We start from the raw sequence: 23,196 nt of genomic DNA on the forward strand, positions 1-23,196 counted from the left end.
CGATCACGCCCGGCCGTCCGGCGTCACACGGGCAGCAACCGTCCGACCAGCTCGCCCAGCTGACGGGCGTTGCGGCACTCGTGCATCTCGACCAGCTCGGCGTAGGCGTGCGCCGCCGAATCGCCGGTGCCCCACTGGGCGCGCGGTTCGGGGTTGAGCCAGTGGACACGGCGGGCGCGGCGGGCGGTGTCGCGGACGGCGGGCAGGTTCGGGTCGCTCATGTTCGTGCGGGCGTCCCCGAGCACGAACACCGTCGTCTTCGGGCCGACCGCGTCGCCGTAGCGCTCGGCGAACTCGCCGAGGGCGACGCCGTAGTCGCTGCTGCCGTGCCAGCCGGTGAGCGTGGCCTCCTCGCGGATCCGGGCGCCGAGCCCGTCCGGGTCGGCGTGGCCGTGGCCGAGCAGTCCGGTCACCTCGTCGAGGCGGTTGACGAAGGCGAACACCCGGACCTTGCTGAACTGGTCGTGCAGTGCCTGCACCAGCAGCATCGTGAAGTCCGAGAAGCCGGACACCGAGCCCGAGACATCGCAGAGCAGCACCAGTTCGGGTCGGGCCGGCCGGCGTCTGCGCAGCACGGGCCGCATCGGCACCCCGCCCGTGGACAGCGAGGAGCGCAGGGTGCGGCGCAGGTCGATCGTGCCGCGCGCGGCACGGCGACGGCGTGCGGCGAGCCGGGTCGCCAGCTTGCGTGCCAGCGGCGACACGGTTCTGCGCAGCTCGGCGAGCCGGTCCCGCCCGGCGTACAGGAAGTCCACCCGGTCGGCGGTCGGGGCGACCGCCCGCCGGGCGATCCGGTCCCGTCCGCGCCGCTCGGCCACCCGACGCCGTGCCTCCGCGGCGACCAGCTGCCGGAACACCTCGATACGGCGCCGGATCTCGTCGTCCAGCAGCCGGTCCGCGAACCCGGCGCCCCCGTCCCGGCCCCGCACGTCGGCCCGCACCCGGGCCAGCAGGGTCTGCGGGCGCAGCCGGTCGAGGGTCTGGTACGCCGACCAGCCGTCCGACCCGGGTGAACTCCCGTACCCGCCCAGGCCGTCCACGGCCTCGGCCGCCAGCTGCGCCAGCATCGAGCGGTCGTCGGCGGCCAGCGCGTCCGCGAGGCGGTCGCGCAGCTCCTCCCGGTCCGCGGGGCCGCCGTCCGATCCGCCGACGCCGCGCGGGAAGTACAGGTCGAAGACGGGGTCGAAGACCGCTCGCTGGGCCGGACCGTGCAGCAGGGTCGCGGCCAGCCCCTCGCGCAGCAGCTCCCGGTCGGCCAGCCCCAGGGCCTCGACCGCGAGGGCCGCGTCGACGGTTTCCCCGGTGCCGATCCGCACGCCGTGCGCGCGCAGCGCGCCGACCAGGCCGGTGATCCGCTCCTCGACACCGCTCACAGGGCGTCCAGATCGAGCTTGGCCGCCGCTTTCTGGACGTCGTCCTGGTGCTTGAGGATCACGCCCAGGGTGTCCCGTACGACGGACTCGTCCAGTGTGTCGGCGCCCAGGGCCAGCAGGGTGCGCGCCCAGTCGATGGTCTCGGCGATCGACGGCACCTTGCGCAGGTCCATCGCGCGCAGCGCCCCGACCACCCGCACCACCGACTCGGCCAGCGCCTCACCGAGCCCCGGCACCTTCAGCCGTACGATCCGTCGCTCCAGCTCCTCCTCGGGGAACCCGATGTGCAGGAACAGACAGCGGCGGCGCAGTGCCTCGGACAGCTCGCGGCCCGCGTTGGAGGTGAGGACGACGAAGGGGCGGCGGGTCGCGGTGATCGTGCCCAGCTCGGGGACCGTGACCTGGAAGTCGCTGAGCACCTCCAGCAGCAGCCCCTCCATCTCCACGTCGGCCTTGTCGGTCTCGTCGATCAGCAGCACGGTCGGCTCGTCGCCGCGGATCGCGGTCAGCAGCGGGCGGGGGAGCAGGAACTCCTCGCTGAAGATGTCGGTGCGCGCCTCGTCCCAGCTCTCGTCGCGGCCCGCGCTGATGCGCAGCAGCTGCTTGGCGTGGTTCCACTCGTACAGCGCCCGGGACTCGTCGACGCCCTCGTAGCACTGGAGCCGCACCAGCCGCGCACCGGCGACCTGGGCGACGGCCTTGGCCAGTTCGGTCTTGCCGACCCCGGCCGGGCCCTCCACCAGCAGCGGCTTGCCCAGCCGGGCGGCGAGGAAGACGGTCGTGGCGACGGCGGGTGAAGCGAGGTACCCGGTCTCGGCGAGACGGGCGGAGACGTCGTCGACGGATGTGAACAACGGGGCCTCCGGCGGTCGGGGATGGGCAGCCGCCTCCTATCTAAGCGCTTGTTCACCCCCTGTGTCACGAGGATTCCGTCACGTCCCGCAGGGGTAGACCGACCGGTTTCCTTTCATTCCGGACGCGGTAACCTCGCGGTATGGCCACCACCGACAAGGCGTCCACCCGAGACCGGCTGCTCGACGCGGCCGCCCAGCTGTTCTACCGCGACGGCGTCTCCATCGGCATCGAGGCGCTGTGCCGGACGGCGGGTGTCTCCAAGCGGTCGATGTACCAGCTCTTCGACAGCAAGGACGAGATGCTGGCCGCGAGCCTGGAGCGACGGATCCCCCGGTACGAGGCCCAGTTCGCGCCCGCCGACCCGGACTCCGCGACCCCGCGCGAGCGGATCCTGTACGTCTTCGAGCAGGTGGAGAAGGCCGCCGCCGACCCCGGCTACCTCGGCTGCCCCTACCTCGCCGTGCTCGTCGAGCTGAAGGACCCCGAGCACCCGGCCAGCCAGGTCGCCCGGGCGGTGAAGGAGGGCCTGCGGGAGATCTTCCGCACCCAGGCCGAGAAGGGCGGCGCCCGCGACCCCGAGCTGCTCGCCCGCCAGCTCATGCTGATCTTCGACGGCGCCGGCGTCCGCGCCGGCGCCCGCGTGGAACACCTCGACGACGGACTCGCCACGACGACGGTGACGGCACTGCTGGACGCGGCCGGAGTGGAGTAGCCCGCACCCGCCGGGCCCCGCCCGCCGACCCGCACCCCCGGACGGGTCACCACAACGCGCCGCCGCCCTCGGCCGCCCGGTGCAATGGAGGCGTGACCGCGCCCCCGGACGACTGCCTCGTGCGCAACGAGTGGATCTGCGGCGCCTATCTGAGCACCCGCCGTGAGGTCCTGCTCGACGCGACCGTCCAGCACCTCCGGCTGACGGGGCTGGCGGTCCTCATCGGCCTGGTGATCGCCCTGCCGCTCGCGGTTCTGGCCCGCCGCTGGACCCTGGCGGCCGGCCCGGTCCTCGCCGGGACGACCATCCTCTACACGATCCCGTCCCTGGCGATGTTCTCCCTGCTCCTGCCCCTCTACGGCCTCTCGGCCACCCTGGTCGTCGCGGGCCTGGTGCTCTACTCGCTCACCGTGCTCGTCCGGAACATCCTCGCCGGACTGCGCGCGGTCCCGCAGGAGACCCGGCAGGCCGCGCGCGGCCTCGGCTACGGCCCGATCCGGCTGCTGCTCACCGTCGAACTGCCCCTGGCCCTGCCCGCCGCGATGGCCGGGCTGCGCATCGCGACCGTCTCGGCGGTCTCCCTGGTCACGGTCGGCGCGATCGTCGGCTTCGGTGGCCTCGGGAACCTGATCTACGCGGGCATGAACACCTACTTCAAGGCCCAGGTGCTCACCGCCTCCGTGCTGTGCGTGCTGATCGCCGTCGCCGCCGACCTGCTGCTGCTCGGCGTGCAGTGGCTGATCACCCCCTGGGCGAGAGCGGCCCGCGCATGAACACCCTCGGCGCCGCCTGGGACTGGCTCACCGACCCCGCGCACTGGTCGGGCGACGACGGCGTCCTGCACCGGCTGCTCCAGCACCTGATGCTCACCGTCGTCTGCCTGCTCATCAGCTGCCTGATCGCGCTGCCGGTCGCACTGGTCCTCGGCCACCTGGGCAAGGGCGGCGCGCTCGCCGTCAACATCTCCAACGCCGGCCGCGCCGTCCCCACCTTCGCCGTCCTGGTCCTGCTGCTCCTGACCCCGGTCGGGAAGTGGGGCGAGGGGCCCACCGTCGTCGCCCTGGTGCTGTTCGCCGTGCCCCCACTGCTCACCAATGCCTACGTCGGCATGCGCGAGGTCGACCGGAGCGTCGTACAGGCGGCACGGGGGATGGGGATGACCGGGCGGCAGATGCTGTTCCGGGTGGAGCTGCCCCTGGCGCTCCCGATGGTCCTGGCCGGGGTGCGACTCGCCGCCGTCCAGCTCGTCGCCACCGCCACCATCGCCGCGCTCGCGGGCGGCGGGGGCCTGGGCCGGATCATCACCGCGGGCTTCAACCTGGCCAGCACCCCCCAGGTGGTCGCCGGTGCGTTCCTCGTCGCCGTGTTCGCGCTGATCGTCGAGGGCGTCTTCGAGATCGCCGAACGCCTGGGGCCGGTGTGGGCCAGGGGCGGCCGATGAGGGGCCGTTTCGCCGTGCCGGTGGCCGCGCTGTGCACCCTGACCGCCTGCACCACCGGCCCCTCCCTGGAGAACCGCGGCGCGGTCACCGCACCGCCCGGCGACAGCCACCACCTGACCATCGGCTCGGCCGGCTTCACCGAGAGCGACCTGCTCGCCCAGTTGTACGCGCAGCTGCTGAACCGGGCCGGCTACCAGACGTCCCTCATCACCGTCGCCAACCGGGAGCTGTACGAACCGGCCCTGGAGTCCGGCCAGATCGACGTCGTACCCGAGTACGCGGCCACCCTCGCCGACTGGCTGAACGCCAAGACGCACGGCGCCGACGCGACACCGGTCGGCTCGCCCGACCTGGACGCCACGATGAAGTCCCTGCGGGACCTCGCCGCACCCCGCGGCCTCACCGTCCTTCCACCCGGCCGCGCGGTGGACCAGAACGCCTTCGCGGTGACCGCCGCCTACGCCCGGCAGCACCATCTCAAGACGCTCAGCGACCTCGGTGCCGCCAAGCTGAAGGTACGCCTCGCGGCCGGGGACGAGTGCGTGCGACGGCCGTACTGCGAGCCGGGGCTGAAGAAGGTGTACGGCATCGACATCACCGGGGTCGACCCGAAGGGCGTCGGTACCACCCAGGCCAAGCGGGCCGTGCAGGACGGCCGGGACCAGATGGTGCTCACCACGACCACGGACGCGACCCTCGACCAGTTCGGCCTGGTCCTGCTCGCCGACGACAGGCACCTGCAGAACGCGGACTACGTCGTCCCGGTCGTCAACCGCTCCCGCGCCGGCGGCCCGGGCGTGGCGAAGGCCCTGGGCAGGCTCAACGACGTCCTCACCACGGCGGACCTCGCGGACCTGAACCGGCAGGTCGACAGTTGGCGCCGGCTCCCCGCCGACGTCGCCCGGACGTATCTGAAGGACAAGGGCCTGCTGAAGTGACCGCCCGCCGGTGGCCTCAGGCGTCCGACACCGAGTCGAACGGCACCTGGCCCCGGGGGACACCCCGCGCGTCCGCGTCCACGGAGCGGCGCAGCGCCTCGTGCAGCTTCGCCGGGGTCAGCACGCCCAGGAAGCGCGCGCCGTCAAGGACCGCGACCCACCCCGCGTCGTACTGGAGCATGACCCCGAACGCCTGCTTCAGCGGAGCGCCCACCGGCACCCAGGCGGTCATCCGGTGCGCGAGGTCCCCGACCGTGCCGCCCGCGGCCAGCTCGTCGAGGCCGACCCAGCCGTGCAGATCGTCGTGTGCGTCGAGGACCACCGCCCACCGGGCGCCCCCGGTCCGCAACCGCTGCGCGGCGCGCTCGGCGGGCTCGTCCGGCCGGGCCACCGGCGGCTGTTCGAGATCGTCCGGCTCGATCTCGGTGACCGACAGCCGCTTCAGCCCCCGGTCGGCCCCCACGAACCCGGCGACGTACGGCGTGGCGGGCGCGCCCAGCACGGCCCCCGGCGTGTCGAACTGCTCGATGCGGCCCTGCCCGTACACGGCGATCCGGTCACCGAGCCGGACGGCCTCCTCGATGTCGTGCGTGACCAGCAGGACCGTCTTGCGGACGGCGGCCTGCATCCGCAGGAACTCGTCCTGCAACTGCTCGCGCACCACCGGGTCGACCGCGCCGAACGGCTCGTCCATCAGCAGCACCGGGGGATCCGCCGCGAGCGCCCGCGCCACGCCCACCCGCTGCCGCTGGCCGCCGGACAACTGCTCCGGATAGCGCGGCCCGTACGTCTTCGGGTCGAGGCCCACCAGATCCAGCAGATCCGTGGCCCGGGCCCGCGCCTTCGCGCGCTTCCAGCCGAGCAGCGCGGGCACCGTCGCGGTGTTGTCCAGGACGGTGCGGTGCGGAAAGAGGCCGACCTGCTGGATGACGTACCCGATCCGGCGGCGCAGCCGCACCGGGTCGACGGCCGCGATGTCCTCACCGTCGACGAAGATCCGGCCGGAGGTCGGCTCGATGAGCCGGTTCACCATCATCATGGTCGTCGTCTTGCCGCAGCCCGAGGGGCCCACGAGCGTCACGAGCTCACCCTCGGACACCTCGAAGGAGAGGTCGTCCACGGCCGTCGTACCGTCCGGATACCGCTTGGTGACCTGCTCGAACCGGATCATCCCCTCACGCTATCCGCGCCCGCCCGGCCCCGCCCGGCCCCGCCCGGCTCCGAACGGCCGAAGGGATGACGGCGCTGAGGACCTCGCCCGGCACGCGTCGTCCCGGGCGCTGCCCTCAGCCCACCAGCACGACCTCCAGCGTCCGCGGACCGTGCACACCCTCCACCCGGTCCAGTTCGATGTCGCTGGTGGCCGACGGGCCCGAGATCCAGGTCAGCGGGCGGCCCGGATCGAGGCGTTCCAGGGCCTGCGGAACCGAGGAGACCACCTGCTCGGGCACCCGTACCACGCAGATGTGGTGGTCGGGCACGAGGCTGATGCGGCGCCGTCCCTGGTCGGGCCCGCCGTCCAGCACGAGGGTGCCGGTCTCGGCGATCGCCACCGCGCAGGCCGTCACCACGCTGTCGACCCGATCCAGATCGTCCGGAGTGCTCTCGGCCCGGTCCGCGACCCGAGTGACCCGGGTCCCGGCCAGCCAGCCCGTCTCCAGCCCCGGCGGCACCAGGACCGAGCCCGCCTCCCGCTCCGTGAGCAGCCGGGCGATGAGCGAAGGGAGTTCCCCCTCCGTGCAGCGGTGGACGACGGCCCGGTAGTCCGCGAGGTTCTCGGCCAGCAGCTCCACGGTCTGCCCGACCGTACGGTCGCCGTGCTCCCGCAGGTAGTCGCGCCGGACGACCTGTTCATAGGGTGTGTCGTCCGGCGGTACGTCGGCGAGCGCGCGCCGTACCCGGCCCAGGATCCGTTCCCTGCCGCTCACTCGGCGCCGTCCTTTCCGCCATGGGTCCGCTGCCACCAGTCCCGGAACGGCTCGGCCGGTACGGCCGGCAGATCCCGGGTTCCGCTCCACGCCTTGCCGGGTCCGGGCAGGGTGCGTGGCTGCAGCCGCCGGGTGCGGGAGGCCAGCCGCTGGCCCGTGCGCAGGGCGCCGGGGTGGGAGAACGTCCAGCGCGCCGCCCGCATCGCGGCCCGCTCGGCCGCATGTCCCTTGGCCGGCTTCAGCACCACCTTGTTGCCCTGCCGGACCGTCACGCCGCCCTCCACGACCCGTTCCCGCAGATGCACCAGCACCTCGGGGATGTCGATGGCGACGGGGCAGACCTCGTAGCAGGCGCCGCACAGTGACGAGGCGTAGGGCAGGGAGGCGTCGATCTCGCTCTCGGTGCCTCGGAGTTGGGGGCTGAGGATGGCGCCGATCGGTCCGGGGTAGACGGAGCCGTACGCGTGCCCGCCCGCCCGCTCGTAGACGGGACACACATTGAGGCAGGCCGAGCAGCGGATGCAGCGCAGCGCCTGGCGGCCGACCTGGTCGGCGAGGGTGTCGGTGCGGCCGTTGTCCAGCAGGACCAGGTGGAAGGCGCTCGGGCCGTCCTCGTCCGTGGTTCCCGTCCACATGCTCGTGTACGGGTTCATGCGCTCGGCCGTGGAGGAGCGGGGAAGCGTCTGGAGGAAGACCTCCAGGTCCCGCCAGGTGGGGACGACCTTCTCGATGCCGACGACGGAGATCAGCGTCTCGGGCAGGGTCAGGCACATGCGTCCGTTGCCCTCGGACTCGACGACGACCAGGGTGCCGGTCTCGGCGACCATGAAATTGGCGCCGGAGATGCCGACCTTGGCGCGCAGGAACTTCTCCCGCAGGTGGAGCCGGGCGGCCTCGGCCAGTTCGGCGGGCGTGTCGGTCAGGCCCTCGGGGGCCGGTCGCCCCCAGCGGCCCATTTCCTCGCGGAAGATGTCGCGGATCTCGCCGCGGTTGCGGTGGATGGCGGGGACGAGGATGTGCGAGGGCCGGTCCTTGCCCAACTGCACGATCAGTTCGGCGAGATCGGTCTCGTAGGCGCGGATGCCCTCCGCCTCCAGCGCCTCGTTGAGCCCGATCTCCTGTGTGGCCATCGACTTGACCTTGACGACCTCCGACTCGCCGGTGGCCTTCACGAGTCCGGCGACGATCCGGTTGGCCTCGTCGGCGTCCGCCGCCCAGTGGACCGTGCCGCCCGCCGCGGTGACCGACTCCTCCAACCGCAGCAGATGGCGCTCCAGATGACGCAGCGTGTGATCCTTGATGAGCCGGCCCGCCTCCCGCAGCCGGTCCCAGTCGGACAGCTCGGCGACGGCCTTGGCCCGCTTGGCCCGGATGGTGTGCGTGGCGTGCCGGAGATTGCCGCGCAGGGTGGGGTTGCGGACGGCTTCGCGCGCGGCCTTTGGAAACGCCGGGTGGGTGGGTGGGGGAAACACAGGCATTCCGATGAAGGTGCCGCTCATGCCGCCGTCTCCGCTCGCGTCTCCGTGCTCGCCAGGATCTCCGCGATGTGCACCGGCCGCATGCCCACCGCGAGCCGGGTCATGGTCCCGCCGATGTGCATCAGACAGGAGTTGTCGGCGGCGCACAGCACCTCGGCCCCGGTCGACTCGGCGTTGCGCACCTTGTCCGTGCCCATCGCCGCCGACACGTCGGAGTTCTTCAGCGCGAAGGTGCCACCGAACCCGCAGCACTCCTCGGCCCCCGGCAGTTCGACCAGCTCAAGACCCTTGACCGCCTCGAGAAGCCTTCGGGGCCGGTCGCCGAGCCCGAGCCCGCGCAGGCCGTGGCAGGTCGGGTGGTAGGTGACCGTGTGCGGGTAGGAGGCACCCACGTCCGTCACGCCCAGCACGTCGACCAGGAACTCCGTCAGTTCGTAGGTCCTGTCGGCCACCGGCGCGAGGACGCGCGCGAGTGTGTCCCCGCGTCCCTCGGACCGGGCCCGCCCGCCCATCCGCGGATACAGCTCCCGTACCATCGCCCCGCAGGATCCGGACGGGGTCACGATCGCCTCGTACTCCCCGAAGACATCGGAGAAATGCCGGGCGAGCGGCTCCGCCTCGTGCCGGTAGCCGGTGTTGTAGTGCGCCTGCCCGCAGCACGTCTGGGACATCGGAAAGTCGACCTCGACACCCAGTCTGGTCAGCAGTTTCACCACCGCTCGGCCGGTGTCCGGATAGAGCGTGTCGTTGACACAGGTCAGGAACAGGGCGACACGCATCGCGGCTCCTCGCGGTCGGTCATCGGACCAGTGCAGGGTAATGGGCGGACACCGCCGAAGGGAGAGGGCAACTCGCCGCGTGGTGAGCCGGGCCCGGCCTCGCGCCATCGCGCGGTGGTGCCGCGGGGCGTGTACCGGATCAGCTGCCGGGTGCGCGTGAGCAGCCGGCGCAGCGCGGCGATGACCACCCCCGAAGGCCGACTCCAGCTCAGCTATCGCGTCGGCGTCGCGGTCTGCGGCGACGGCCGCAACGCCCTCGCCGGGTACGACGGTTCGGCCTGGACCGCGCTGGGGGAGTGGACCGGCTCCACCGGCACCCACACCAGCGCGCACGGCTCCAGCGACGCCCGCGGCATGTACCTGCACGGCATCGGCTACGACGCGGCCGGCCGGCTGCACTGCCTCTTCACCGGGCGCGAACAGAACGACGGCGGCGACTTGAACGCGTGCGGGGAGGCCGTGGTCGATGAGACACGGGTCGAAGGCGGACCACGTGCTGTCGTTCCTGTACCAGGAGAAGCCGAGCGGCACGACCCCCTCGGCGCTCCATGTCGCGGACTTCGCACTCCCTGCCCGACCGGTCTGTTCCGGGCGGCGGTGACGGTAATGTGAAGTCCTTCCCGCCGCTCCTCGTCCCCCCTGGAGGTCCCCGCTCGATGGCTCAGTCGGTGGGTATCAAGGACGTCGCCCGTGCCGCCGGAGTGTCGGTGGGCACGGTGTCGAACGTCATCAACCGCCCGGACACCGTGGCGAGCGAGACCCGTGCGCGGGTGCTGTCCGCGATCGACCGACTCGGCTATGTCCGCAGCGAGTCCGCGCGTCAGCTGCGCGCGGGCCGCAGCCGGATCATGGGGCTGCTGGTGCTGGACATGGGCAACCCCTTCTTCGTGGACGTGGCCCGCGGCGCCGAGCGGGCGGCCCGGGAGGCGGGGCTCGGCGTGATGGTCTGCAACAGCGCGCAGAACGCGGCGGAGGAGGCGGATTACCTCTCGCTCTTCGCCGAGCAGCGGGTGCGCGGGGTGCTGCTCACCCCGGCCGACGCCACCGGCCGCAACATCGAGACCTTCCGTCGGCACGGCATCCCCTTCGTCCTGGTCGACCGCGTCGCCGAGGGCACCAGCGAGTGCTCGGTCTCCGTGGACGACGTGGCGGGCGGGGCCCTCGCCGTGCGGCACCTGGTGGACGCCGGGCACCGCTCCCTCGCCTATGTCAGCGGCCCGCCGGGCCTCAACCAGGTGCGCGACCGCCGCACCGGCGCGCTGAACGCGCTCGCGGAGGCGGGCCTCGGCCCCGAAGCGCTGCGCGAACTGCCCACCGAGCGCCTCGACGTGGCCGCGGGACGGGACGCGGGAGCCCGCCTGCTCGGCCTCGCCGACCGCCCCACGGCCGTCTTCTGCGCCAACGACCTGCTCGCGCTCGGCGTGCTCCAAGCCATGTACGCGGCAGGCGTCACCGTCCCCGACGACCTCGCCCTGGTCGGCTACGACGACATCGAGTTCGCCGCCGCCGCTGCCGTCCCGCTCACCTCCGTACGGCAGCCCGCCGTCACCATGGGCGCCCTCGCCGCGGAACTGCTGCTGGAGGAGACCGAGGCCGAAGACGGATCCGGCACCCATGAGCACCGGCGCGTGGTGCTCCAGCCGGAGCTGGTGGTGCGCCGCTCCAGCCTCGCCACCCGCTGACCGCAAGTTCAGTAACAATCCATGATCCGAGGGGTCGGACCACGGGCGTCCATGTGCTGAACTGGGACTCGTCCGTCCCATCCGTCCCGGGAGACCCGTTGACTCTCAGCTACCGCCAGCCCGGCGTCGTCCTCACCGACCGCCACTTCACCGTGCCCCTCGACCACGCCGACCCGGACGGCGAGACCATCGAGCTGTACGCCCGTGAGGCCGTCGCACGTGACAAGGCGGGGCAGGATCTGCCCTGGCTGGTGTACCTGCAGGGCGGCCCCGGCTTCGGGGCGAATCGTTTCGTCGGGCGTCAGGCCTGGCTCGACCGGGCCCTGGACGACTACCGCGTCCTCCTCCTCGACCAGCGCGGCACCGGCCGCTCCACCCCCGCCACCCGGCAGACGCTGCCGCTGCGCGGCACCCCCGCCGAACAGGCCGACTACCTCACCCGGTTCCGCGCCGACGCGATCGTCCGCGACTGCGAAACCATCCGCCCCGAGCTGACGGGCGGTGCCCCCTGGACCGTGCTCGGCCAGAGCTTCGGCGGCTTCTGCACGGTGTCGTACCTCTCCCTCGCCCCCGAGGGACTCGACGGCGCCGTCATCACCGGCGGCCTGCCCTCCCTGGACGCCCACGCCGACGACGTCTACCGGGCCGCCTACCCGCGCATCGAACGCAAGGTCGGCGCGCACTACGCCCGCTACCCGCAGGACGTGGAGCGAGCCCGCCGTATCGCCGACCACCTGCTGACCCACGACGTCGTCCTGCCGAGCGGCTACCGCCTCACCGTGGAGGCCTTCCAGTCCCTCGGCCTCATGCTCGGCACGAGCGACGGCAGCCACCGCCTGCACTACCTCCTGGAGGACGCCTTCGTCCGCACCTCCGGCGGCCTGGACCTGTCCGACGCCTTCCAGGAGGAGGTCCAGGCCCTGCTGTCGTACGCGGGCCACCCCCTCTACGCCCTCGTCCACGAGGCGATCTACGGCCAGGACCGTCGCCCCACCGCCTGGGCCGCCGAGCGTGTGCGCGCCGAGTTCCCGCAGTTCGACGCGGCCAAGGCCGTCGCCGGAGACGCTCCGGTGCTGTTCACGGGCGAGACGGTCCACCCCTGGATGTTCGACACCGACCCGGCCCTGCGCCCCCTGCGGGAGACGGCCGAGTCGCTGGCCGCCCGCACCGACTGGCAGCCCCTCTACGACCCCGCGCGCCTCGCCGTCAACGAGGTCCCGGTCGCCGCGGCGATCTACCACGACGACATGTACGTGGACAGCGCCCATTCCGTGCGCACCGCCCACGCCATCCGCGGCCTGCGCACCTGGGTGACCGACGAGTTCGAGCACGACGGCCTGCGCACCGGCGCGCCCCGCGTCCTGGACCGGCTGCTCGCCCTGGTCCACGACGACGTGTGACGCTCAGCTCCCCGGACGGGCCGCCGGTTCCGTCACCGCGTGCCGCAGAGCGTCCCGGGCGGCCCTGATGGCGGGTGCCGGCTGCGTCCCTGACGCACGACCGTGAAGACGCGGCGGGTGCGCCGGGCCCGGGGGAGCTCCCGCAGGGCGACGGTCGGGGTCCGCCCCTGCCACAGCGGGTCGGGCAGCAGAGCGACCGCATGGCCCCGCTCGACCAGCCGGAGCTGGATCAGCAGGCCGGTGGTCTCGAACCGTACGCCGGGTTCGAAGCCGGCCTTGCGGCACAGCGTCATGTCCCACTGCCTGGCGTCCGTGCCCACGGGCGTCATGGCCCAGGGATGGTCGGCGAGCGCGCGCAGCGAAGCCGTCGGGCCGTCCGCGGCGCAGGCCGCCTCGGGCACGGCGAGACGCGGCCGGTCGTCGAGCAGGTCCTCCTGCTCGACGACCGGGCTCGCGGTCGCCGCGGGCCGACCGGTCCGCCGCACCACCGGAGAGGGCGAGCGGCGACACAACGGGTCAGCCGGCAAAAGGAGTTGCGGCAGGAGCTGGGCGGCATAGTCTGCGCCCATGACCGCGCCCGGGATCACCACTCTCCAGCCCCTACCCGACGACTGGCAGCGTGCGCTCGCCGTCGTCGCCCACCCCGACGACCTCGAGTACGGGTGCTCGGCGGCCGTAGCCGCGTGGACCGACGCCGGCCGCGAGGTCGCCTATGTCCTGGCGACCCGCGGCGAGGCCGGCATCGACACCCTCGCCCCGGCCGTCTGCGGACCGCTGCGCGAGCGCGAGCAGCGGGCGAGTGCCGCCGTAGTCGGCGTGAGCACCGTGGAGTTCCTGGACCACCGGGACGGAGTGATCGAGTACGGTCCCGCACTGCGCCGGGACATCGCCGCCGCGATCCGCCGGTACCGCCCCGAGCTCGTTCTGACCCTCAACCACCGCGACACGTGGGGCGGCGTCGCCTGGAACAGCCCCGACCACGTGGCCGTGGGCCGCGCCACCCTGGACGCGGCCGCGGACGCGGGCAACCGGTGGATCTTCCCGGAACTCGCCGAGCAGGGCCTCGAACCCTGGAACGGCGTGCGCCTGGTCGCCGTGGCCGGGTCGAGCAACCCCACCCACGCGGTCGACGCAACCCCCTGCCTGGAGCGCGCGGTGCGCTCCCTGCTCGAACACCGCACCTACATCGAGGCGTTGACCGACCAGGAACCGGAGTCGTACGTCCGTGACTTCCTGACCGCGAACACCGAGGCCGCCGCGGAACGCTTCGGCGGCAGGCCGGCGGTGGCCTTCGAAGTGTTCTGCCGATAACCCGGCCGACGGCCGGACACACCGAACGGGAACGACATGAACGGCACGGACCTGCTCGCCGCCCGCTTCGAGGAGCACCGCGGCCATCTGCGCGCGGTGGCCTACCGGATGCTCGGCTCCCTCGCCGAGGCGGAGGACGCCGTCCAGGAGGCGTGGCTGCGGCTCGGACGCTCCGACGCGGACGGGATCAGGAACCTCGGCGGCTGGCTGACCACGGTCGTCGGCCGAGTCTGCCTGGACACACTGCGCTCGCGGGCGGCGCGCCGCGAGGAGCCGATGGACGACACGCACGTCCCGGATCCGCTGGTGCGTCCGCTGCCCCGGGCGGACCCGGAGACCGAGGCGCTGGAGGCCGACGCGGTCGGACTCGCCCTCCTCGTCGTCCTGGACACGCTGGAGCCCGCCGAGCGGCTGGCGTTCGTCCTGCACGACATGTTCGCCGTGCCCTTCGACGACCTCGCCGCGATCGTGGAGCGCACTCCGGCCGCCACCCGGCAGCTGGCCAGCCGGGCCCGCCGCCGGGTACAGGGGGCCACCCCGGCGACCGACCCCGACCTCGGCCGGCAGCGGCAGGTGGTCGGCGCCTTCCTGGCGGCCTCGCGCGCCGGCGACTTCGAGGCGCTGCTCGCGCTCCTGCACCCGGACGTGGAGCTGCGCGCCGACGCGGGCGCCCTGGTCCGGGGCGTGGCCGCCTCCAAGGCCGTACGCGGGGCGCGGGCGGTGGCCGCACAGGCCGCGACGTTCTCCTCGTTCGCCGGATTCGCGCGGCTCGCGCTGGTCAACGGCTCGGTGGGCGTGGTCACCGTGCCCGAGGGGCAGCCGTTGTCCGTCACGGCGTTCACGGTCGCCGACGGCAAGATCATCGGCATGTACATCCTCGCCGATCGTGACCGCCTGGCCCGGCTGGGCCTGCCCCCGCTGCGGGACTGACGGCCGACCGGGCCGCCTCCGCCGCCGGAGGCGGCCCGGTCGCGCACCGGCGCCGCTCGCCGACCGCGTCACAGCCACCCGTGCATCGAAAGGCTTCGCAGGTCAGTAGGCTTGAGGCCATGCCGGACCAGATCATCGACCCCGCCAGCCTGCGCGGCGACTGCGCCCAGTGTTTCGGGCTGTGCTGCGTCGCCCTGCCCTTCGCCGCGTCCGCGGACTTCGCCCTCGACAAGCCCGCGGGCAAGCCCTGCCCGAACCTCCGGGGCGACCACCGCTGCGGCATCCACGCCGATCTGCGCACGAAGGGCTTCACCGGCTGCACGGTCTACGACTGCTTCGGCGCCGGACAGAAGGTCTCGCAGGTCACCTTCGGTGGACAGGACTGGCGTACCGGGCCGAAGGAGCACGCCCGCCGGATGTTCGACGTGTTCCCGGTGGTGCGCCAGCTGCACGAACTGCTCTGGTACCTGACGGAGGCGCTGGGCCTGGACGCCGCCGCGCCCGTCCACGCCGATCTGCGCCGGGCCCAGGAGCGCACCGAGCGGCTCACCCGGCAGACCCCCGAGGAGCTGGCCGCCCTCGACGTGGCCGCCCACCGGCAGGAGGTCAATGTGCTTCTGCTGCGTACCAGCGAGCTGGCCCGGGCGGGTCTCGCCGGCCCCAAGGGCAAGAAGGGCAAGGCGAAGGACCGCCGGGGCGCCGACCTCATCGGAGCCCGGCTCAGGGGCGCCGACCTGCGCGGAGCCAGCCTGCGCGGCGCCTATCTCATCGCCGCCGACCTCACCGGCGCCGACCTGCGCGGGGCGGACATGATCGGCGCCGACCTGCGGGACGCCGATCTGACCGACGCCGACCTCACCGGTGCCTTCTTCCTCACCCAGCCGCAGCTGAACGCCGCGCGTGGCAGCGCCGGGACCCGGCTGCCCCGGTCAGTCACCCGCCCCGTGCACTGGGCAACGGGCGCCTGATCCCGAGCCGTCGTCGGGCACCGTGACCGACCGGGCAGCGGCGCACGAGGGCGCGGTACGCCGCTCCAGGCGCAGCCGCAGCCCCTCCGGCATCACGGTCAGGCGTTCGGTGATCCGCAGCCGGTAGTCCGGGTCGGGCCGCAGTTCGTAGCGGCGCAGCAGCAGACCGAGCACGAGGGTCGCCTCGTGCAGCGCGAACTGGCGGCCTACGCAGGCCCGCGCGCCGGTCCCGAACGGCTTGAAGGTGTGCGCGGGACGCGCCCGTACGGCCTTGGCGTCGAACCGGTCCGGGTCGAACCGCTCGGCGTCCTCGCCCCACACCTCAGGGTCGCGGTGCAGCATCGGCGTCAGCACCAGCGCCCACGCACCGCGGCGCATCGGGTGCTCGCCGGCCAGCACCGTGTCCTGGCGGGCCTCGCGGGCGAAGGCGGGCGCGGTGGGCCACAGCCGCAGCGACTCGTCAAGGACCCGGCGGACGTAACGGAGCCTGGCGACCTGGTCGTAGCCGGGCTCGGCGGTGTCGCCCCAGACGCGGTCCACCTCGGCGCGGGCCCGGGCGGCGACCTCCGGGTGCCGGGCGAGGTAGTACAGGGCGAAGGAGAGCGCGCCCGAGGTGGTCTCGTGGCCCGCCACCAGGAACGTGATCACCTGCTTGCGCACGTTCTCGGCCGACAGCCGCTCCCCGGTCTCGGGGTGAGCCGTCTCCAGCATGCGGTCCAGCAGGTCCCCGTCCCCGCCGCCGGACCGGCGCCGGGCCGCCACCAGGTCGTCGACCGTGCCGTCCAGATGGGCGATGTCGGCCGCGTTGCGCCGGGCGGCGCCGCGCAGCAGCAGCGGGGCCAGCGGCACGGGCACCGTGTTCAGCCGCTGCGCGTAGGTGAGCGTGCCCACCATCGCCGTCACGAAGGGGTGCGGCCGTTCCCGCTCGAAGGAGCCGAAGTCGTGCCCGAACCCGGTGCGGGCGATGGTCTCCAGGGTCAGCTTGGTCATGTCCCCGGGCACGTCCACCGCCCGTCCCGCCGCCTGCTCCCGGTCCCAGCGACCGGTCAGCCGGTCGGCGACGGCGAGCATCATCCTGTGGTAGCCCTCCATGGCCTCCCGGCTGAAGCCGGGCGCCAGCACGTCGTGGGCCAGCTGCCAGTTGGGCTCGTGGTTGTACGCCGTGAACAGGCCGTCCCCGGCGACCGGTCGCAGATTGGCGACCCCGAGGCCCACGTGCTTGGCGAACCGGGACTCGTCGGCGATGTCGGCGGCGAGCCGGGCGCCCCACAGGAACACGAACTCGTTGCCGAACGCGCGGCGCCGGAATATGGGGCCCAACTGGCGGGCGAAGCGCAGGGAGTCCTGCAAGGGCCGGCGCCGGTCGACGCCGAGCACGTCGCCCAGCAGGGGCAGCCGGCGTGGCGGATGCGGGATGCGGTGCAGCTCGGGCCAGCCCTGCTCGGCACCACGGAAACCTTTCGGCAACCCTCTCTGTGCCGTCTCCGCCATCACGCGATCTCCCTTGATCCAGCGGACGGCCGAACCCGCGCCCGCATGTGTTGTACATGAGTTCAATAGCGCGTGTCAGTGTGGGCCGCTTGTTGAACCGGCGTCAAGTAAAGTGACGCCATGCCCGCGAATCAGGGGGAACGCGTCCGGCGTCGACTCAGCACCGAGGAACGCCGTGAGCAGTTGCTTTCGGTCGGGGCGTGCCTGTTCTCGGAGAATCCCTACGACGAGGTGTGGATCGAGCAGGTCGCCGAGATCGCCGGCGTCTCCCGCGGGCTGCTGTACCACTACTTCCCGAACAAGCGGGACTTCTTCGCCGCGGTCGTGGAGCGCGAGAGCGAGCGGATGCTGCGCATGACGGCGGCCGTGCCCGGGGTGCCGGTGCGCGAACAGCTGAGCATCGGCCTGGACACCTACCTCGGCCATGTCCAGGCCCACGCCCATGGCTTCCGTGCCTTCCATCGCGCCGACGCGGCCGGCGACCAGGCCGTACGCCGCGTCTACCAGCGGGCCCTCGCCGCCCAGGAGCAGCAGATCCTCGCCGCCCTGGCGGCCGACCCCGAGTTCGGGCCCGCTTTCGGGAGCGCCCCTCAGGTGCGCCTGGCCGTGCGCGGCTGGCTCGCGTTCACCACGGCCGTCTGTCTGGAATGGCTGCGCGACGGCGAACTGGCGCGGGAACAGGTGCGCGATCTGTGCGCGCGTGCCCTGATGGGTGTCATCGCTTAAGGACTCGTCCTGGTGGGGGCGTGGTTGGCGTGCGCCCGGATCTTCGATAGGTTAGGTAAGGCTTACCTTAGGAGGTCGAGGATGGGTGACACGCAGGACTGGGCGGCCGGACCCGGTGCGGCGGAGCAGGCGCGGTCGGTGCTGGCCACCGCATGGTCGTGCCAGGTGACAGCGGACGCTGCCCGCGAGGAGTACGTGGGTGCGCACTCCGTGACCGAGGACGGCGAGGTGCTGTTGCGCGTGCCCGAGGACAGCGCGCTGCTCGCGGCCGCGCTGTGCGCTCCGCGCGGCGAGCCGTCCGCGGTGCTGGAGTTGGCCGACGTGGCCCCCGTCCCGGTACGCCGGCGGATCCGGGCCCGGCTGTGGCTGGCCGGCTGGTTCGTCCCGGCCGACGGCCCCCTGCTCTTCCGGCCCACCCGGGTGGTGCTGCGCCGGCCGTCCGGTGCCGTCCTCGTCGACCTCGACGAGTTCAGCGCCGCCCGGCCCGACCCGCTGGCCGGCGCCGAGGCTCAGCTGCTCACTCATCTCGCCGACGCCCACCCGGACGCCGTCGAGCGGCTCACCCGGCTCGTGCGGCCCGAAAGTCTGCAGGCCGCGACCCGGGTGGTGCCCCTCGCCGTGGACCGGCACGGCCTGACCCTGCGCATCGAACGCACCCGCGCCCACGGCGACGTACGGCTGCCGTTCCACACGCCCGCCGACAACGTCACGCAGCTCACCGAGCGCATGCACGCGCTGCTCGCACAGGCGAGCGCCGCCGTCTGCCCCCGCACGCTACAGCGGCAGCGAGCAGACGGCGACGGGTGAGGCGAACGGCTCGCCCGCCAGGCGTAGTTCACCGCTCGCGCTGTCCGCGTGGAAGACGCTGACCGTACCGGAGCGCTGGTTCGCCGCGAACAGCAGCCGGCCGTCCGGTGAGAAGGCGATCTGCCGCGGGAAGTCCCCGGCCACCGGCACCGTGCCGAGCAGCCGCAGCCGGGCGCCGTCCGCCTCGACGGCGTACCGCGCGATGCTGTTGTGGCCGCGGTTGGCGAGAAAGGCGAAGGAGCCGTTCGCGGTCACCAGGATCTGCGCCGGGTAGTTGGTGCCGCCGGACGAGCCCGTGGGCTGCGGGTCGCCGATCGTGAGGCGACCGGTGGCCGGGTCGTAGCCGCAGACGGCGACCGTGTCGTCCACCTCGTTGGCCAGGTAGGCGTACCGGCCGCCCGGATGGAAGGTCAAATGGCGCGGACCCGCACCGGGACGGGTGCGTGCCTGGGACGCCTCGGCGAGCGTGCCCTTCGCCTGGTCGAGGTGGTAGGTGTAGACGGTGTCGGTGCCGAGGTCGACGGCGAGGACATGGCCGCCGTCGGGGGCCGTGATGAACTGGTGTGCGTGCGGGCCCTGTTGGCCCGGGCCGGGCGGCGGTGTCGAGTGCGTGACCAGTTCGGTACGCTCGCCGAGGCCGCCCGAGGCGTCGATCGGGTGCACGGCGACGCTGCCCGACTGGTAGTTGGCGCTCAGCAGCCAGCGGCCGCCGGGGTGGACGGACAGATGGCAGGGCCCCGCCCCGCCGGTGCTCCGGGCGCCGAGGATCCGCCGGTCCGCCAGACGGACGGCGGTGACCGCCCCGTCCTCGCGCTCGTCGACCGCGTACAGTGTCCGGCCGTCCGGGTGCAGCGCGAGATACGACGGGTCCGGGACCCCGGTGAGCGTCCCCGCGCCGGTGATCAGGCCCGTGTCCGGGTCGTAGGAGGCCAGCCCGATGCCGGTGCCGCCGCCCTCGACCGAGGTGTAGGTGCCGAGGTAGAACGGGCGTGGGCGCGAGTCCTTCCGGGGCGGCCGGGCCGTCGGCCGCTCCTCGGCCGCGGGTGCGCCCTTCGTGGGCGGGGCCGCCGGTGAGGGCACCGCCACCACGGCGGCCGCGCCCGCCGCGGCCCCGACGAACCGGCGTCTGCTCCAGCCTCCCCCGCTCTCTCGGCTTCGCTCGAGCAGGGGGGATCCCCGTCGCGCCGCCCGCGCATCCGTGTCCATGCCACACCTCAGGTCGTGGGTTGCCCCGCTCGTGACAGCCACCTTGGCGCGGAACCACCGTCAAGGGCAAGACGGGCAACGGTCGTTGCACTCCATGCAACGGCGGTGAGCTACCACTCCACTACCACTCCCCGTCCTCGACCGGCCTGCCCTGCGCGTCCTTCAGCGGTACCACCTGGTCGGCCGACGGCTGCTGCCAGGGCTCCAGGTCGTCCCCGAGCCAGTCGCCGACCGGCTTGACGGCCTCCAGGGTGTCCGTGGGCGCGAGGTCCTCGGCGTCCTCGTCGTCATAGTCGTACCAGGGCAGCCCCGCGCTCGTGTACGCCGCCCGGTCCACCGGCGACGGCGGGGGTGCCTCGCCCGTGATGCGGCGCCACTCCGGGGGCGTGACCAGGTGGACGAACACCCGCGCGGCGGGCTTCTCGGACCAGTCCGTGAGCGGCCGGTCGTCCTCGTAGACCTCCTGGCGCATCGAGCCGCCGACGCCGAGGCCCATGGCCGCCGCGCGCCGCGGGGGAGCGGCGGCGGGCGGCGGAGGTCCGCCGGGAGCGGGCGCAGCCATGGCCACGGGCCCGCCGTAGCCGCCGAACGGCCCGGTCGGCCCCGTCCGCGCGCGCCGCTCCCGCTCCCGACGACGCCACTCGGCCAGCGCCGCCTCCTTCAGCGGGAAGGACTGCAGCTGGACACCGCCCCACACCTCCTCGCCGGTGACCTGGCCCTCCACGGTCGCGCCCAGGCCGAGCGGCACCGCGACGAACTGGCGGACCGTCCCCGTGCCCGAGTTGATGCCGTCCAGCCAGGGCTGGCGGGGCAGCACCACGTAGTTCTGCGGGGCGCGCGCAAGACGGTCCCGCCACGGCTTGCCGGAGACCGCGCACACCTTGCCCACGCCGACCTGGAGGGCGGCCGGTTCCGCCGTACCGGCGAAGCTCAGCCACATCGCCTCGCGCAGATACACCGGCAGCATCACGCCACCGCGCGCCCGCCACTCCTCGGGCACCCGGTCGGCGTGGTCGGCCACCCGCCGGACCGGGAACTCGCCGAGCCCCGGCGGCAGCGGATGCGTACCCGTCTCGGGCAGTCGCAGCGTGCGCACGAACCGCACCGCCACACCGCCCCGCAGCCGCAGCGTGTTCCCGTCGATCCGTACGGCGGCCTCGGTCATCGCCCGCTCCCTCGCCTTCGGTGCCGGCCCCGCCCCGGCACTTCTCACCGTGAACGCTCGCCGACCCCCGTACGGTTCCGCCACAGCTCCTCCTGCACGCCGAGGCGCTCGCGCATCCGGGACATCCGGGGCTGCTTCGCCCGCTGTTCCCGGGACACCAGATCCAGCTCCTCCAGCAGGCGGCGGGTGCGGTGCTCGGTGTCGAGTTCGTCGATGACGCGGTTCACCTCGGTCAGCACGGCGCCCATCAGCTGCCAGTTCGTCCAGTCCTCGCGGACCTCCTCCTGGAGCAGCTCGGCCAGCCGGTCGCGGGTGGCGGCCGCCGTGGTCAGCTCGGCCGTGAGCCGTGCCTCGGCCGATTCGGCGTTCTCGCGCAGATGGGTGGTGACCAGCACCGCGAAACTGACCACCGCGTCGGCGATCTCGGACAGCAGCTGTTCCACCGTCGCGCCGACCCCGGGCGGGAACAACGGCTCGGGCCCGCGGGCCTTCGCCAGGTCCGTGAAGGAGCGGGCCAGCACCCGCAGGACGACCGTGCAGATCTCCAGCGTGTCCAGTCCGGTGCGCAGCACCACCCGGTGCAGCAGGCCCTCCTTGACGCGAGGATTGAGCCGAAGACTGTCCTCGGCCTGCCGCAGCGCCGCGTCCACCCGGACGATGTCGTGGTCCAGCCGGCGCGCCTCGTGCAGCCGCTGCGCCGCCCGCTCCCAGGGGATCCGGCCCGCGGCCTCCTCACCCATCCGCAGCATCAGCTGCCGCACCCGGCGTGCCAGGCCCTCGATCGACTCGCCGGCCTCGTCCACCCACACCGGGGGTGGCAGCAGCAGATTGCAGGCCATCCCGACGACGGCGCCGATCAGCGTCTCCACGATGCGCGCCCAGGCGGTGAACCCGACGGTGGTGACCCCGAGCACCAGCATGGCGCTGATCGCCACCTCGGCCACGTACTCGTCGACGCGCACCAGGTGCCCCACGGCCAGCGAGGCCACGATCAGCAGCGCGAGGCTCCACCAGGTCAGCCCCACCAGCAGGCTGAAGGCGATGGCGACCAGCACCCCGGCCACCACCGAGTTCACCCGGCGGATGCCATTGGTGAGCGTGGCGTAGAAGGTGACCTGCACGACCAGCAGGGCGGTCAGCGGCGCGGTCAGCGGGGCCGGCTCGGGGCTGAGGCGCAGCGCGATGACGTAGGCGATCGTCGCCGCGGCGGCCGATCGCAGCGTCTGGACGACCACCGGCTCCCGACGGCGTCCCACCAGGCGCAGGAGTCGCCGGCTCCACTCGCGTACGACGTGCATCCCTTGGCCTGTTCCCGTTCCGCGCGCGGGCCGAACGTACCTTCACCGCGTGGGGCGGCCCGGTTGCGCGAGCGGTAGCCGGCGACCTTGGCGAGGTTGCCGCAGCGTTCCATCGAGCACCAGCGGCGGCGCCGGGCCTGCGAGTCGTCGAGGAACAGCAGGGAACAGCCCGGGTTCCCGCACTCCTTGACCCGCTCCAGCAGGGGGCCGCCGACCAGGAGGACGGCGTCCCGGGCCACCGTCGCGAGGGCGGCGCGCGCCGGATGGCGCGCGGTCCAGCGCCGGGGCCCCAGCTGGGGCGCGAGGTCCGGGCGGGACGCCATCTCGTTGACCAGCCGCACATCCGCCGCATCCGGCTCCTGCCCGGCCATCGCCGACCGTACGACGCGGTGGACCGCCTCGCGCAGGGCGCGGCCCTCGGTCAGGTCCCGTGCGGTGACCGGGACCGGACCTTCCTCGGCGGCCAGCCCCGCCTCGGTGATCCAACGGGCCAGGGCGTCGGGGCCGGGGAGCCGCTCCAGGGGTACGGCGTGCCGTTTGCCGAGGGTGGCGACGAAGTCCAGGCAGGGGCGGCCGCCCAGGAAGGGGAAGGCGAGCGCCGGGTCGGATGGCTGGGTCATGCGGGCAGCCTACCTCGACGACACCGTTTCAGGAGGTGACTTGACACCGGTTGAAGAGGTGTCGCATCGTGACACCGGTTCAAGCAGT

At 73.2% G+C, this 23,196-nt stretch carries 23 protein-coding genes and 1 pseudogene; 12 read left to right on the forward strand and 12 right to left on the reverse strand.

Going from position 1 to position 23,196, the window contains the following annotated elements:
- Positions 1–23: 23 nt before the first annotated feature.
- Together AVL59_RS17190 and AVL59_RS17195 are read right to left on the reverse strand one after the other, a co-directional pair.
- Positions 24–1,373 carry a vWA domain-containing protein gene (locus AVL59_RS17190; RefSeq protein WP_067305054.1) on the reverse strand — a complete coding sequence of 450 codons (1,350 nt, stop codon included), beginning with the start codon at positions 1,371–1,373 and terminating at the stop codon, positions 24–26.
- Entirely contained in the window at positions 1,370–2,227 is an 858-nt protein-coding gene (locus tag AVL59_RS17195) for an AAA family ATPase (protein ID WP_067305056.1), read from the reverse strand. Before AVL59_RS17195 ends, AVL59_RS17190 begins: the two co-directional genes overlap by 4 nt.
- Positions 2,228–2,367: 140 nt before the next feature.
- On the opposite strand from AVL59_RS17195, the gene AVL59_RS17200 reads away from it, so the two are divergent.
- The 4 genes from AVL59_RS17200 to AVL59_RS17215 all read left to right on the forward strand — a co-directional run bounded on the left by AVL59_RS17200 (position 2,368) and on the right by AVL59_RS17215 (position 5,319).
- Positions 2,368–2,940, forward strand: a complete 573-nt coding sequence (locus AVL59_RS17200) for a TetR/AcrR family transcriptional regulator (protein WP_067305058.1) — start codon at positions 2,368–2,370, stop codon at positions 2,938–2,940.
- A 92-nt stretch (positions 2,941–3,032) separates the two neighbouring features.
- Positions 3,033–3,713, forward strand: coding sequence for an ABC transporter permease (locus AVL59_RS17205; RefSeq protein WP_067305061.1), 681 nt, complete (start codon positions 3,033–3,035; stop codon positions 3,711–3,713).
- Positions 3,710–4,381, forward strand: a complete 672-nt coding sequence (locus AVL59_RS17210; RefSeq protein WP_067305063.1) for an ABC transporter permease — start codon at positions 3,710–3,712, stop codon at positions 4,379–4,381. Before AVL59_RS17205 ends, AVL59_RS17210 begins: the two co-directional genes overlap by 4 nt.
- Positions 4,378–5,319 (forward strand): ABC transporter substrate-binding protein, encoded by a 942-nt coding sequence (locus tag AVL59_RS17215; RefSeq protein ID WP_067317387.1) that lies wholly within the window; start codon positions 4,378–4,380, stop codon positions 5,317–5,319. The genes AVL59_RS17210 and AVL59_RS17215 overlap by 4 nt, the downstream gene beginning before the upstream one ends.
- Before the next feature lie 16 nt (positions 5,320–5,335).
- Here AVL59_RS17215 and AVL59_RS17220 read toward each other — a convergent pair whose 3' ends face one another.
- The 4 genes from AVL59_RS17220 to AVL59_RS17235 form a co-directional block, all read right to left on the reverse strand.
- A complete protein-coding gene (locus AVL59_RS17220; protein ID WP_067305067.1) occupies positions 5,336–6,490 on the reverse strand; it encodes a betaine/proline/choline family ABC transporter ATP-binding protein in 1,155 nt (384 codons plus the stop codon).
- A 115-nt stretch (positions 6,491–6,605) separates the two neighbouring features.
- The gene (locus tag AVL59_RS17225; RefSeq protein WP_067305069.1) at positions 6,606–7,247 is read right to left on the reverse strand and encodes a LutC/YkgG family protein; all 642 of its coding nucleotides are present in this window, start codon (positions 7,245–7,247) and stop codon (positions 6,606–6,608) included.
- Positions 7,244–8,746 (reverse strand): LutB/LldF family L-lactate oxidation iron-sulfur protein, encoded by a 1,503-nt coding sequence (locus AVL59_RS17230; protein WP_067305072.1) that lies wholly within the window; start codon positions 8,744–8,746, stop codon positions 7,244–7,246. The genes AVL59_RS17225 and AVL59_RS17230 overlap by 4 nt, the downstream gene beginning before the upstream one ends.
- On the reverse strand, positions 8,743–9,504 hold the full coding sequence (locus AVL59_RS17235) for a (Fe-S)-binding protein (protein ID WP_067305074.1): 762 nt from the start codon (positions 9,502–9,504) through the stop codon (positions 8,743–8,745). The genes AVL59_RS17230 and AVL59_RS17235 overlap by 4 nt, the downstream gene beginning before the upstream one ends.
- A gap of 180 nt (positions 9,505–9,684) precedes the next feature.
- On the opposite strand from AVL59_RS17235, the pseudogene AVL59_RS56410 reads away from it, so the two are divergent.
- The 3 genes and pseudogenes from AVL59_RS56410 to AVL59_RS17250 all read left to right on the forward strand — a co-directional run.
- Positions 9,685–9,957: pseudogene (locus AVL59_RS56410) on the forward strand (BNR-4 repeat-containing protein); the annotation flags it as partial.
- Between the two features lie 203 nt (positions 9,958–10,160).
- Positions 10,161–11,186, forward strand: coding sequence for a LacI family DNA-binding transcriptional regulator (locus AVL59_RS17245; protein ID WP_067305079.1), 1,026 nt, complete (start codon positions 10,161–10,163; stop codon positions 11,184–11,186).
- 98 nt (positions 11,187–11,284) lie between these two features.
- Complete coding sequence (locus AVL59_RS17250) at positions 11,285–12,586, forward strand: alpha/beta fold hydrolase (RefSeq protein ID WP_067305081.1); 1,302 nt, start codon at positions 11,285–11,287, stop codon at positions 12,584–12,586.
- 32 nt (positions 12,587–12,618) lie between these two features.
- Here the strand turns inward: AVL59_RS17250 and AVL59_RS17255 are convergent, their stop codons facing one another.
- The gene (locus AVL59_RS17255; protein WP_237281531.1) at positions 12,619–13,071 is read right to left on the reverse strand and encodes a LysR substrate-binding domain-containing protein; all 453 of its coding nucleotides are present in this window, start codon (positions 13,069–13,071) and stop codon (positions 12,619–12,621) included.
- An 82-nt stretch (positions 13,072–13,153) separates the two neighbouring features.
- Between AVL59_RS17255 and AVL59_RS17260 the strand changes: the two genes are divergently transcribed.
- The 3 genes from AVL59_RS17260 (at position 13,154) to AVL59_RS17270 (ending at position 15,795) form a co-directional block, all read left to right on the forward strand.
- A complete protein-coding gene (locus AVL59_RS17260) occupies positions 13,154–13,897 on the forward strand; it encodes a PIG-L deacetylase family protein (RefSeq protein ID WP_067305086.1) in 744 nt (247 codons plus the stop codon).
- 36 nt (positions 13,898–13,933) lie between these two features.
- Positions 13,934–14,827, forward strand: a complete 894-nt coding sequence (gene sigJ, locus AVL59_RS17265) for an RNA polymerase sigma factor SigJ (protein ID WP_067305089.1) — start codon at positions 13,934–13,936, stop codon at positions 14,825–14,827.
- A 119-nt stretch (positions 14,828–14,946) separates the two neighbouring features.
- Complete coding sequence (locus AVL59_RS17270; protein ID WP_067305091.1) at positions 14,947–15,795, forward strand: pentapeptide repeat-containing protein; 849 nt, start codon at positions 14,947–14,949, stop codon at positions 15,793–15,795.
- On the opposite strand, the gene AVL59_RS17275 is transcribed toward AVL59_RS17270, so the two are convergent.
- The gene (locus AVL59_RS17275; RefSeq protein WP_067305094.1) at positions 15,757–17,286 is read right to left on the reverse strand and encodes a cytochrome P450; all 1,530 of its coding nucleotides are present in this window, start codon (positions 17,284–17,286) and stop codon (positions 15,757–15,759) included. The two genes, AVL59_RS17270 and AVL59_RS17275, sit on opposite strands and share 39 nt — an antisense overlap.
- A gap of 120 nt (positions 17,287–17,406) precedes the next feature.
- Here AVL59_RS17275 and AVL59_RS17280 point away from each other — a divergent pair, with 120 nt between their 5' ends.
- Together AVL59_RS17280 and AVL59_RS17285 are read left to right on the forward strand one after the other, a co-directional pair.
- Complete coding sequence (locus tag AVL59_RS17280) at positions 17,407–18,012, forward strand: TetR/AcrR family transcriptional regulator (RefSeq protein ID WP_067305097.1); 606 nt, start codon at positions 17,407–17,409, stop codon at positions 18,010–18,012.
- Positions 18,013–18,093: 81 nt separating this feature from the next.
- Positions 18,094–18,819, forward strand: coding sequence for a DUF2470 domain-containing protein (locus AVL59_RS17285; protein ID WP_067305100.1), 726 nt, complete (start codon positions 18,094–18,096; stop codon positions 18,817–18,819).
- Here the strand turns inward: AVL59_RS17285 and AVL59_RS17290 are convergent.
- The 4 genes from AVL59_RS17290 to AVL59_RS17305 form a co-directional block, all read right to left on the reverse strand.
- Entirely contained in the window at positions 18,787–20,025 is a 1,239-nt protein-coding gene (locus AVL59_RS17290; RefSeq protein WP_079146751.1) for a lactonase family protein, read from the reverse strand. The two genes, AVL59_RS17285 and AVL59_RS17290, sit on opposite strands and share 33 nt — an antisense overlap.
- A 121-nt stretch (positions 20,026–20,146) precedes the next feature.
- Positions 20,147–21,190 carry a hypothetical protein gene (locus AVL59_RS17295; RefSeq protein WP_067305103.1) on the reverse strand — a complete coding sequence of 348 codons (1,044 nt, stop codon included), beginning with the start codon at positions 21,188–21,190 and terminating at the stop codon, positions 20,147–20,149.
- A gap of 44 nt (positions 21,191–21,234) precedes the next feature.
- On the reverse strand, positions 21,235–22,425 hold the full coding sequence (locus AVL59_RS17300; protein ID WP_067305105.1) for an FUSC family protein: 1,191 nt from the start codon (positions 22,423–22,425) through the stop codon (positions 21,235–21,237).
- Positions 22,338–23,108 carry a CGNR zinc finger domain-containing protein gene (locus AVL59_RS17305; protein ID WP_237281532.1) on the reverse strand — a complete coding sequence of 257 codons (771 nt, stop codon included), beginning with the start codon at positions 23,106–23,108 and terminating at the stop codon, positions 22,338–22,340. Before AVL59_RS17305 ends, AVL59_RS17300 begins: the two co-directional genes overlap by 88 nt.
- Positions 23,109–23,196 lie beyond the last annotated feature (88 nt).

Source organism: Streptomyces griseochromogenes (assembly GCF_001542625.1).
Taxonomy (GTDB): domain Bacteria; phylum Actinomycetota; class Actinomycetes; order Streptomycetales; family Streptomycetaceae; genus Streptomyces; species Streptomyces griseochromogenes.

Bases quoted from the DNA above. Each gene is read 5' to 3' on its own strand.
- AVL59_RS17210 (WP_067305063.1), top strand. From the start codon at position 3,710: ATGAACACCCTCGGCGCCGCCTGGGACTGGCTCACCGACCCCGCGCAC.
- AVL59_RS17275 (WP_067305094.1), bottom strand. From the start codon at position 17,286: ATGGCGGAGACGGCACAGAGAGGGTTGCCGAAAGGTTTCCGTGGTGCC.
- AVL59_RS17305 (WP_237281532.1), bottom strand. From the start codon at position 23,108: ATGACCCAGCCATCCGACCCGGCGCTCGCCTTCCCCTTCCTGGGCGGC.
- AVL59_RS17220 (WP_067305067.1), bottom strand. From the start codon at position 6,490: ATGATCCGGTTCGAGCAGGTCACCAAGCGGTATCCGGACGGTACGACG.
- AVL59_RS17230 (WP_067305072.1), bottom strand. From the start codon at position 8,746: ATGAGCGGCACCTTCATCGGAATGCCTGTGTTTCCCCCACCCACCCAC.
- AVL59_RS17245 (WP_067305079.1), top strand. From the start codon at position 10,161: ATGGCTCAGTCGGTGGGTATCAAGGACGTCGCCCGTGCCGCCGGAGTG.
- AVL59_RS17285 (WP_067305100.1), top strand. From the start codon at position 18,094: ATGGGTGACACGCAGGACTGGGCGGCCGGACCCGGTGCGGCGGAGCAG.
- AVL59_RS17235 (WP_067305074.1), bottom strand. From the start codon at position 9,504: ATGCGTGTCGCCCTGTTCCTGACCTGTGTCAACGACACGCTCTATCCG.
- AVL59_RS17290 (WP_079146751.1), bottom strand. From the start codon at position 20,025: ATGGACACGGATGCGCGGGCGGCGCGACGGGGATCCCCCCTGCTCGAG.
- AVL59_RS17200 (WP_067305058.1), top strand. From the start codon at position 2,368: ATGGCCACCACCGACAAGGCGTCCACCCGAGACCGGCTGCTCGACGCG.
- AVL59_RS17270 (WP_067305091.1), top strand. From the start codon at position 14,947: ATGCCGGACCAGATCATCGACCCCGCCAGCCTGCGCGGCGACTGCGCC.
- AVL59_RS17280 (WP_067305097.1), top strand. From the start codon at position 17,407: ATGCCCGCGAATCAGGGGGAACGCGTCCGGCGTCGACTCAGCACCGAG.
- AVL59_RS17260 (WP_067305086.1), top strand. From the start codon at position 13,154: ATGACCGCGCCCGGGATCACCACTCTCCAGCCCCTACCCGACGACTGG.
- sigJ (WP_067305089.1), top strand. From the start codon at position 13,934: ATGAACGGCACGGACCTGCTCGCCGCCCGCTTCGAGGAGCACCGCGGC.
- AVL59_RS17215 (WP_067317387.1), top strand. From the start codon at position 4,378: ATGAGGGGCCGTTTCGCCGTGCCGGTGGCCGCGCTGTGCACCCTGACC.
- AVL59_RS17295 (WP_067305103.1), bottom strand. From the start codon at position 21,190: ATGACCGAGGCCGCCGTACGGATCGACGGGAACACGCTGCGGCTGCGG.